Origin of the sequence: Micromonospora sp. NPDC005324 (genome assembly GCF_040607155.1) — a bacterium.
In the GTDB taxonomy this organism is placed as follows: Bacteria; Actinomycetota; Actinomycetes; order Mycobacteriales; family Micromonosporaceae; genus Micromonospora; species Micromonospora trifolii.
Genome location: NZ_JBEXGE010000042.1, coordinates 58,385 through 67,006, shown reverse-complemented (window position 1 = coordinate 67,006; position 8,622 = coordinate 58,385). Strand labels below are relative to the sequence as shown.

12 protein-coding genes are annotated in these 8,622 nt (G+C 67.1%); 5 read left to right on the top strand and 7 right to left on the bottom strand.

The window, feature by feature from the left end; genetic code table 11:
* The first annotated feature begins 237 nt into the window (after positions 1–237).
* From ABZS40_RS30960 to ABZS40_RS30950, 3 genes are all read left to right on the top strand, one after another.
* Complete coding sequence (locus ABZS40_RS30960; RefSeq protein ID WP_354947410.1) at positions 238–1,074, top strand: IS5 family transposase; 837 nt, start codon at positions 238–240, stop codon at positions 1,072–1,074.
* Positions 1,071–1,193, top strand: a complete 123-nt coding sequence (locus ABZS40_RS30955; protein ID WP_354947408.1) for a hypothetical protein — start codon at positions 1,071–1,073, stop codon at positions 1,191–1,193. The genes ABZS40_RS30960 and ABZS40_RS30955 overlap by 4 nt, the downstream gene beginning before the upstream one ends.
* A gap of 132 nt (positions 1,194–1,325) precedes the next feature.
* Positions 1,326–1,478 carry a hypothetical protein gene (locus ABZS40_RS30950; protein WP_354947406.1) on the top strand — a complete coding sequence of 51 codons (153 nt, stop codon included), beginning with the start codon at positions 1,326–1,328 and terminating at the stop codon, positions 1,476–1,478.
* 124 nt (positions 1,479–1,602) lie between these two features.
* Here ABZS40_RS30950 and pfkB read toward each other — a convergent pair whose 3' ends face one another.
* Positions 1,603–2,511: a 1-phosphofructokinase gene (gene pfkB, locus ABZS40_RS30945; RefSeq protein WP_354947404.1), complete on the bottom strand. Its 909-nt coding sequence runs from the start codon at positions 2,509–2,511 to the stop codon at positions 1,603–1,605.
* Positions 2,508–3,269 carry a DeoR/GlpR family DNA-binding transcription regulator gene (locus ABZS40_RS30940; RefSeq protein ID WP_354947402.1) on the bottom strand — a complete coding sequence of 254 codons (762 nt, stop codon included), beginning with the start codon at positions 3,267–3,269 and terminating at the stop codon, positions 2,508–2,510. Before ABZS40_RS30940 ends, pfkB begins: the two co-directional genes overlap by 4 nt.
* 273 nt (positions 3,270–3,542) lie before the next feature.
* Here ABZS40_RS30940 and ABZS40_RS30935 point away from each other — a divergent pair, with 273 nt between their 5' ends.
* Complete coding sequence (locus ABZS40_RS30935; protein ID WP_354947400.1) at positions 3,543–3,818, top strand: hypothetical protein; 276 nt, start codon at positions 3,543–3,545, stop codon at positions 3,816–3,818.
* A gap of 105 nt (positions 3,819–3,923) precedes the next feature.
* Here the strand turns inward: ABZS40_RS30935 and ABZS40_RS30930 are convergent, their stop codons facing one another.
* Together ABZS40_RS30930 and ABZS40_RS30925 are read right to left on the bottom strand one after the other, a co-directional pair.
* Positions 3,924–4,988 (bottom strand): serine protease, encoded by a 1,065-nt coding sequence (locus ABZS40_RS30930; protein WP_354947398.1) that lies wholly within the window; start codon positions 4,986–4,988, stop codon positions 3,924–3,926.
* Positions 4,989–5,762: 774 nt separating this feature from the next.
* Complete coding sequence (locus tag ABZS40_RS30925) at positions 5,763–6,011, bottom strand: hypothetical protein (protein ID WP_354947396.1); 249 nt, start codon at positions 6,009–6,011, stop codon at positions 5,763–5,765.
* 279 nt (positions 6,012–6,290) lie between these two features.
* On the opposite strand from ABZS40_RS30925, the gene ABZS40_RS30920 reads away from it, so the two are divergent.
* A complete protein-coding gene (locus ABZS40_RS30920; RefSeq protein ID WP_354947394.1) occupies positions 6,291–6,542 on the top strand; it encodes a hypothetical protein in 252 nt (83 codons plus the stop codon).
* Positions 6,543–7,201: 659 nt separating this feature from the next.
* Here the strand turns inward: ABZS40_RS30920 and ABZS40_RS30915 are convergent.
* From ABZS40_RS30915 to ABZS40_RS30905, 3 genes are all read right to left on the bottom strand, one after another.
* Positions 7,202–7,567 (bottom strand): hypothetical protein, encoded by a 366-nt coding sequence (locus tag ABZS40_RS30915; protein ID WP_354947392.1) that lies wholly within the window; start codon positions 7,565–7,567, stop codon positions 7,202–7,204.
* Positions 7,568–7,694: 127 nt separating this feature from the next.
* A complete protein-coding gene (locus ABZS40_RS30910; RefSeq protein WP_354947390.1) occupies positions 7,695–8,192 on the bottom strand; it encodes a hypothetical protein in 498 nt (165 codons plus the stop codon).
* Positions 8,192–8,473 (bottom strand): transposase family protein, encoded by a 282-nt coding sequence (locus tag ABZS40_RS30905; RefSeq protein WP_354947388.1) that lies wholly within the window; start codon positions 8,471–8,473, stop codon positions 8,192–8,194. The genes ABZS40_RS30910 and ABZS40_RS30905 overlap by 1 nt, the downstream gene beginning before the upstream one ends.
* Positions 8,474–8,622: the final 149 nt, after the last annotated feature.

Sequence of the window (8,622 nt, the reverse complement as noted above, 5' to 3'; positions counted from 1 at the left end):
TTTCCCGGTCAGGTCGGGCACCTTGCGCCATCGAAGCCCGAGACGCAAATCGACCGCTACTGGCGCGAAGATGAAGCAAACGTCCAGTGAGAGGGCGGTTCGCAGTAGCTTGATCTGATCTATGCGTTCCGTCCGGTTGGTGGCCTTCCAGCAGGTTCGCCACGGATAGCGACAAGTCGGTGGATTGAATGCGAGTTCTGGTCGTGACCGTCAGGCGGATGGGGCGTTAGCCCGGTCATGAGTGATCGAATGCGGTATCCCAGTGATGTCACGGACGAGCAGTGGGCGCTGATCGGGCCGTTTCTGCAGGCGTGGAAGGCCAAGCGCGTCGCGGTCTCGGTGTCGGGCCAGCCAGGCGACTACGACCTGCGGGAGATCGTGAACGCGATCTTCTATCAGAACCGGACCGGGTGTCAGTGGGCGTATCTGCCGCACGACCTGCCGCCGAAGTCGGCCACCTACTACTACTTCGCCCTGTGGCGTGACGACGGCACCGACCAGGTGATCCACGATCTGCTGCGCTGTCAGGCCAGGGAGAAGGTCGGCCGTGCCGAGGATCCGAGCGCGGTCGTGTTGGACACCCAGTCGATTCGGGCCGCGAACCACGTCCCGGCGGCCACGACCGGCAAGGACGCCGGGAAGAAGGTGCCGGGGCGTAAGCGGGGCCTGGCCGTGGACGCGTTGGGGTTGATCATCGCGGTCGTCGTGACCGCCGCGTCGGTCACTGACAACGCCATCGGCATCCGGCTGCTCGACAAGGTCGTCGAACACACCCCGACGGTGAGCCGCGCCTTCGTCGACGCCGGGTTCAAGCAGGACCTCGCCCTGCACGGCGCCGTCCTGGGCGTCGACGTCGAGATCGTCAAACGATCCGACACCAGGCCCGGGTTCGTCCCGATCCGCAAACGGTGGATCGTCGAGCAGGTCAACGGCACGCTGATGCTGCACCGACGCCTCGCCCGCGAGTACGAGAGCCGACCAGAATCCTCGGTGTCACGAACCCTCTGGGCGTCGACGGCGAACATCGTGCGCCGGCTAACCGGGACCACCACACCCTCCTGGCGGCATCGGTGAACCTTCCCACGGTCCTCGACCTGATCGCCGATCGGGAGATCACCACACGTCAGGAAGCCGACCGGCTCCGCGAGCAGGTCACCGAGCTGACCGGCGAACTCGCCCGCCTCGACGGCTAACTGGCCGACCTGGCGACGACCCGCACCACCCTGCGCACCCTCGCCGCCGCCGAGTTCACCGCCGACGACCCGACCATCGCCAGCGGCCCCTACCAGCAGATCCTGCACGTCCTCGGCACTGCGCCCATCGGCATGCGCGCCAAAGGCATCTGTCTCGCCCTCGGCGTCGAGCCCTCACCGAAAAACGTCGAAGGCACCCGCGCGAAGCTGAAACGCATGGTCAACCGCCACGTCCTCACCGAAGACGAGCCCGGAATATTCACCCTCGCCCTGAAACGGACCTAATCCTCCGAACCGCCCTCTGAGGCCCTGGCCCTTCACCTCTGGTGTGTAGGAAGAGGAGGTCACGGGGGGTATCTCCTTCATCGAGGGGCGGTCCAGACGGCCGCAGGGGAAGAAGCTCGTCCGGCTAGGGGTGGATGGTGACGTCGTGGCGGAACAGGTCCGCTGGGCCGGGCATCCGGCTGCCGGGCAGGCTTACCGCGGCGGCGCCCCAGGCCAGGCCCTCAGCGAGGGCGGCGGCACCCTGCGCGCCCGCGGCGAGGAACCCGGCGAGCAGCGCATCGCCGGCGCCGACGCTGCTCCGGGGCCGGGCGACCGGACAGGTGCCGGTGCGGACGCCTTCGGCGTCGACCAGGACAGCGCCGTCAGCGCCGAGGCTGGCCACGACGGTGCCGGCTCCCCATGCCCGCAGGCACTGAGCGGCTTCGACCACATCGCCGAGGTCCTTCAGCGGGGTGCCGACCACGTCGGCCAGTTCGTCGCGGTTGGGCTTGAGCAGGGCCGCCCCGGCCAGGGCGGCCTCACGTAGGGCAGGACCGCTGGTGTCGACGGCGACCCTGACGCCGGCAGCGCGCAGCTTCCGGCACAACTGAGCGTAAGCGTCGGCGGGCAGGCCGGGCGGGACGCTGCCGCACAGCACGACCCAGTCGGCACCGCTGGCGCGGGCGAGCACACGGTCGATCACCTCGTCGAACTCGGCGCGGCACATGACCGGGCCAGGCTCGTTGATCTTGGTGACCGTGCCGTCGGGCTCGGCCAGGGTGATGTTGGAACGGGTCCTTCCAGAGATCGACACAGCGAGTACCTCCACACCCTCCGCCTCCAGAAGGCGGATGAGCTGGTTGCCCTCGTCACCGCCGGACGGCAACACCGCTACCGACGGCACCCCGTTGGCCAGCAGGGCACGGGATACGTTGACGCCCTTGCCGCCGGGGTCAAGGTGAGCGGTGGCAGCCCGGATGACCTCGCCCCGTGTGAGTGAGTCGACCTCTACGGCCCGGTCGAGGCTGGGGTTGAGGGTGACGGTGACGATCATGCGCGCACCACCCGAACGCCTGCGGACTCCAGGTCACCGACCAGGTCGAGGTCGGCACGGCTGTCGGTGATGAGCAGGTCGACGTCGGCCAGCTCAGCGAACCGCGCCAGATAGTCGTTGCCGAGCTTGGTGTGATCGGCGACCACCACCGTGCGGCGGGCCGCACGGACCATCGCCCGCTTCACCGCCGCCTCGGACGGGTCCGGGGTGGTCAGCCCACGCTCGACCGAGATGCCGTTGGTCCCGATGAACGCGACGTCGACGTAGAGGTCCGCCAACGGCGACAGCGCCCAGTCGTCGACGGTCGCCAGGGTCTTCCCGCGGACCCGCCCACCCAACAGCAGGACGTTGAGGTTGGCATAGGTACCGAGGGTCGTGGCGATGACCGGCGAGTTGACCACGACGGTCAGCTCTCGGTCGACCGGCAGCAGCTGGGCCAGCCGGGCGGTCGTGGTGCCGGCGTCGAGGATGATCGCGCCCTCCTCCGGCACCTCGCTCAAGGCGAGCTTGGCGATGCGCTCCTTCTCCTCGATCAGCACCGCATCACGCGCCGCCAACGCGGGCTCGAAGCCGAGTCGTTCGACCGGAATCGCTCCACCGTGGACTCGGCGCAGCACTCCTGCCCGCTCCAGGATGGTGAGGTCGCGGCGGATGGTCTCCGACGTCACGTTGAGCTCATCGGCCAGGCCAGCCACCTCGACCCGGCCCACATCCCGGGCGATGCGGAGGATCTCCTGCTGTCGTTCTTCGGCGTACATGTTGTTGTTTCACCGCCGTTTCGCTTTGCTTGTGCTTTGTTTACGCCCGACCTTGGGGAAAGTCAAGAGAAGGGCCACATGAAGCCACACCGGTCGGTGCCAGCCGGAAGAGTGGGACCAGGCGGAGCAACTCGCCGCCGCCCGACCCGCCGCCGCCTCGGCACCGTCGCCGCCGCCGCAGGCGGATGGGCGGCCCGACTGTCCTCGTCAGGTGGCGCTGAGTAGACAATCGGCCGTCCCGGTGCAGGCCCGTGCCGCGAGCGGGGCCTGGACATGCTGCGCGCCGTCATGAGGGCAATCGGCCGTGGGCTGGGCAAGCCGATGGTGATGACCGCTGAGGGCTTTGACGCTGTGCTGATCATCGGTTATGACGCTGATGACGACCGAGTGACAGCCTCGCCGTGGATTCACATGCAGCGCCGTGGGCTGATGGAGGCTGAGGTGCTGCGTCCGGCGCACTGCAGAGGCGACCTTGACCCGCTGGCCGCCCGGACCGTGACTCGAGCCCTAGCGAGCGTGACGCTGGCCGCCGCCGAGGCCTGTGTTTGACGTCATCGACGCGCGGCGTCGTCCGGCGACGCCGTCAGCCAGGTCGAGCGGCGGAGATGCTGATGGGCCGCCAAGGCGCAGAGCGCGCATCGGCGGCCCACCGTCTCAGCCGTTGTCGATCAGGCTGGCGATCTCGTTGTAGATCAGGTGCGCCTTCGCGCCCTGGTTCGACGGACAACCGCCGAGGTGGTGCAGTGCGATCACACGGTGACTGGCGTTCAGCACGGGTGAACCCGAGTTGCCGCCGGAGGTGTCACAGCTGTAACTGATGTTCCAGGTGTTGTAGTTCGCGTTCCGAACGGCGCAGGTCGCGCCGTTCTGGGTGTCCTCGTAGATCGACAGGCGCTTCGCGCTGCCGTCGCCGTGCCCGGGGACATAGATCCGGGTGCCGTTGCTGGTGGCGGTAGTTGCCAGATACAGCGTGCCGAATCCTTGGATGGCGGCGAAGTTGTTGACCGAGAACAGGGTGTAATCCAGCTGGTTGGAGCCACCGCTGCTCACCCTGTAGAGGGTGGCACCGCTGACCTTGGTGCCGGCGCCGGGATTCGCGCCGCCACAGGTGGCGCACTGGTAGTTGAACTGCATCTCGCTGCCGCTGACGGCGGACTGCGTCGAGAAGCAGTGCTTGTTCGTCAGCATCCGGTTGGTGTTGCCGACCCGCCAGGTGGTGCACAGTCCACCGCCGCTGATCAGCAGCCGCGCCACCGCCCTGCCGCGGGCGTACTCGGTGGGGTGGCTGTTCTGGTAGCAGACCACGTCCCGACGGGCATCGGTGCTGCACACGGACTGGGTGGAGAAGTTGTGCGCCGCGATTTCCGTGCGGTCGTATCCGCGCCAGAACCGGTCGATGGTGGCGGCGCTGCCACGTGCGGGGCGGCTGCTGTGCAGCGTCACCACGGCGGTGTCGCCCTCCACCGACATCGCCCAGAAACCCGGCTGCCCGTCGGTGGTGTAGTCCGAACTGGTCGCCCGGTTCAGGTGGCGGTCGTACCGGTAGCTCTCCTTGCCGTCGCGGCTCGACACGGTGACGTAGTCGCCCTGGGCCAGTCGCAGCGAGCTGAAGTGCACCTTGACGTAGGTGGCACCAGGGTGCTGAATGACCTGCGTCCCACCGCTGGGGGCGTAGGACAGGGAGCTGTCGACGGTGCGGAGTTCACCGATCGTGGTCACACCCTCAGCCGAAAACTGGTTCGATTCCGGCGCCCGCTCGGATTGTGGCGCAAGAGGGGCAACCGAGTACGCCTCGGCGGCGGGTACCGACAGTAGGCTCAGCCCAAGTGTGCAGGCGGCGAGCGCGACCGCCCCCGTTCGTAGGCGGCGCAGGGCATGTTTCATCTGTCGCTCCTTCTCAGGAATCAGCACCGAGACGTGCCTTCGGCCTTCATACCTGAGATCACGCAAGACATGTAATCCCATCTATGTCATAGCTACCCGCCGCGCCGCTCCATCCGCTCATTTCCGTGGGATGCGCCGCAGTGTGGGGCACATGACTTGACCTGCTCACCGCCCGGACTACGTTGCCAACCCGGTAGATGGGGGGTTTTCGGGGGACGGCCCAAAACCCCATAGACAAACTTAAAGCCCTGAGCAACGTTTTAGCTGGTCAGGGCTTTTGTCTATCGGGACGCCCGGAATCGAACCGACGACCCATTGACCCCCAGCACGTCAAGCACGCTGTCCCTTAGATCGACCGTGCGGTCGACGTCGTGCCGCGCACTGTCGCGCAGGCCCTCTGGTCCCCACTTGGCCCCCGGAGAGCTGGCACGCTCAAAGAACGCAAGGCACGGTCCAGGTGCGCGCGGCATCTCTGAGAAGAGCCCAGGTTCGGGGCAGAGCCCCGCGCTCTTGTTGCCCTAGCCTGACCCAGTGAGCAACTCGGGAACCGTTCTCCTGGCCTCCTCGATCTCGGCAGTGGTGGCCATGGCCGTCGTTGGGCTCCAGTACTCACTCGAACGCCGCCGTCAGCAGCGGGCGGACAGAGCCGAGCGACTGGCGGGCTTCTTCGCTGCCACCCATGCTCTTGTTCTCCAGCTCGGGAACCTGGCTCGGGCGCCGCTCGAAGAAAAGGAACAGATCGGGGTGGAAGCCCGGGACCTGGAGGACCACGTCAACTCCCGCCTGGCTCAGGTCCAACTGCTCGAAGATCGTGAGATCGTGGATGTCGCCGGCCGCTTGGACGGGCAGCTCGTCCATCTGGCCAGGCAAGCCCGTATGAAGCAGTGGTCCAGGGATGACTGGCGTGAGGCGCGAGCTGACCTATCCCGCGTGGTCAGTGCTTACCAGTCGATCGCACGACGGAAGCTTGGCGCCGAGAAGTTGTGAGGCACCGATCCGCCGGATGGCCCGGCCGATGCCGGCCGGTGGTCGCCAGCAGGCCGGGATCACCCTCCGCCGGCAGCCGCCGGCCGGCATGGCTGTACAAATGGCTGCACGGCGGCGCTGCCGCTGGAGCGGCTGCAGCATCATCAACGGATGAGCGACCCCAAGATGCAGGTGCGAGCACGGGTACGGCACGAGCCTGACCGCTCATACGCCGTACTGGTCGAGGGTCCGGATGGCGAGGTGGAGGTAGGCCGCACGGGTAGGACAGCGGATCTCTGGGCACTGGCCCACGCAGGTGCAGCTCGTCTGTTCGGTGAAAGCCTTGGCGCGGACGACCTCACCCTGCACGTCCCGCAGCCGCCCTACGGCCATGACGGGCAGTGGGGACGAATGAACAAGTAGCGGCGTTCCACACCTACATCGCCGCTGCGGCCGCAGGCTGAGGCCGTGCCGCCCGCCGCGCCATCCTCTAAGTCTGAGCTGCCTCCGCGGAGGCAGCCTGGGAGTTCCGCCGCTGCGGGCGCGGACCGCCGCCAGCAGGCCAAGCGCTAGCGGTCACGGTCCGCCGCGCTCGCGCGGCGTTTGATGCGTCGGCAGATCAATTCGGCAAGCGAAGAGATCAATCAGCGAACTTGACCAGCGGTCAAGCAGCGTCGGGTCAGCTCCAACTTGACTGATCCTGGTCCCCAGAACGGCGGAAAGGGCCGACCCGGTTTCAAGATCAGCCCTTTGACCTACGTCGGGACGGCCGGATTCGAACCGACTACGCACAGAAATGCCGCTTCATGCCGTGGCTCACTGCCTCATCCGCCCATCGCGATCCACTCCTTTACCGGGCTCGTTACCGCGGATCGTCAAGCGCTTCCCATACCAAGAAGTCCGGACGAACTCTTGTCTTGCACGACCGCCAGCGGCTCCAACCACCGGTCCGTAGACCGACGGGTCCGCGGTACTGGGGCGTCCGGTGTCCCCGAACCAGCAAAGGCACCGCCGCGAGCCCGCGGCACATCATCAATCGCTCCAGACGAACTGGCGGCCATTTCGGCCGGGTTGAGCGCGCGCTATCCAGGGTAGGGCCAGCGGCGCTCCCGCAGCAGTTGCGTCGAGCCGTCGACCTCGATCACCCAGGTACGCGGCTCACACAGCGGGTCATCCAGACTGGCGATCTCTCGACCGGCCGGATCTCGGGCCACCAGCCGCATCAACCGCTCGCAACTGCTTCCCAGCGGGATCAATGCCGAGCTCGTGGCAGACACGCTATGGATGACGGGGACGCCGCCCGTCTCCTCAACCGTCAGCTTGCTCGCCAGATGGTTCTCCACGACGAACGTTTCCGCACTGTAGTCAGTATCCATCAGCGGAACGCCGAACTGTCGTACCCAGCCAACGGCACAGGCGCAAACCACCACCACGACGGTGATGAGCACGGCCAGAACCCGCCACCAGCGACGATGCCGGCCAGGTTTCGGGGACTTTGGTGGTGTTGTCATCGTCTCTCCCGCCGGGCACCGGGAACGGTCGCCAGTTGCGAGCCCTCCCCGGACGGGGACCATGTCAGCCTCGGCGACGCACCAATGTCCCGGCCGTCGACGGCGAGTATCGCAGAGAACGGCGTACCCTGCGCTTTCCCGTCTGGCGTACCGGGCTTTCTGGTGGGCTCAGCAGCGTGGCGGGGCGAGTGACACCGAGCGCAGCGCGAAGGAAACCGAACTGGTCGCCCATCTCGCCGAGGATCTCGACCCGGCAGACATCGATCTCGACGACAATGGTGACGATCTCGTCCGCGGTGACCTGCCAGCTGGCGCCATCGCCGCGGGAGTTCCCGCTGATCTGTCCGCGGGGCTGTTGAGCGACGTTGATCTGCGCCAGGACGATCTGTTCTGCCTGGTCCAGTGCGGCCGGCAGGTGCACCTGGGCCCTGGTCGGCCCACTGCCGCGCAGTGTCTGGCCGTCGACCGCGATCACGCGCCTGCCGGCCCCGGTCAGAACCGCCCGGCTGAGCAGCCAACGGCACACCGCAGCATCGAGGGCGTCGGCGTCGACACCGGTCATTACCCGGGACAGGGTGCTGCCGTCAGGCACCCGCCGGGCAACGGTGAACGCGTCGCGGGTTCACCGAGACGATCCCACGCCGCGTCCGGCAGGTCGGCGGCCCATTCGACGATCTCCACGACGCGGCTCGATCCCGAAACCACCGCCGCGATCGCGATCGCGAGCAGTCCCGGCAGCGGATTGCTCCGTCCGCCGGCGTCCCGTGGGTCCGGAACCCGGGCGAGGGCCTGCAGCAACCCTGGCGTGTCCTGTTTCGACAGCGGCAACATGCGCCGCTGCACCGACCGCGACTCCTGCGTGACAAGACGCCTTTGATGAACAGCGTAAGGCCCGGCTACCCGATCGGCATTGATCGACAGTCTTGACTCTATGCGCCGCCCTGCTCATGATTTACTGCGGCGGTTCAACAGTGAGGGTCAATGTGATGACG

Bases quoted from the DNA above. Each gene is read 5' to 3' on its own strand.
- ABZS40_RS30960 (WP_354947410.1), top strand. From the start codon at position 238: ATGAGTGATCGAATGCGGTATCCCAGTGATGTCACGGACGAGCAGTGG.
- ABZS40_RS30950 (WP_354947406.1), top strand. From the start codon at position 1,326: ATGCGCGCCAAAGGCATCTGTCTCGCCCTCGGCGTCGAGCCCTCACCG.
- pfkB (WP_354947404.1), bottom strand. From the start codon at position 2,511: ATGATCGTCACCGTCACCCTCAACCCCAGCCTCGACCGGGCCGTAGAG.
- ABZS40_RS30940 (WP_354947402.1), bottom strand. From the start codon at position 3,269: ATGTACGCCGAAGAACGACAGCAGGAGATCCTCCGCATCGCCCGGGAT.
- ABZS40_RS30935 (WP_354947400.1), top strand. From the start codon at position 3,543: ATGCTGCGCGCCGTCATGAGGGCAATCGGCCGTGGGCTGGGCAAGCCG.
- ABZS40_RS30925 (WP_354947396.1), bottom strand. From the start codon at position 6,011: ATGGACGAGCTGCCCGTCCAAGCGGCCGGCGACATCCACGATCTCACG.
- ABZS40_RS30920 (WP_354947394.1), top strand. From the start codon at position 6,291: ATGAGCGACCCCAAGATGCAGGTGCGAGCACGGGTACGGCACGAGCCT.
- ABZS40_RS30910 (WP_354947390.1), bottom strand. From the start codon at position 8,192: ATGACCGGTGTCGACGCCGACGCCCTCGATGCTGCGGTGTGCCGTTGG.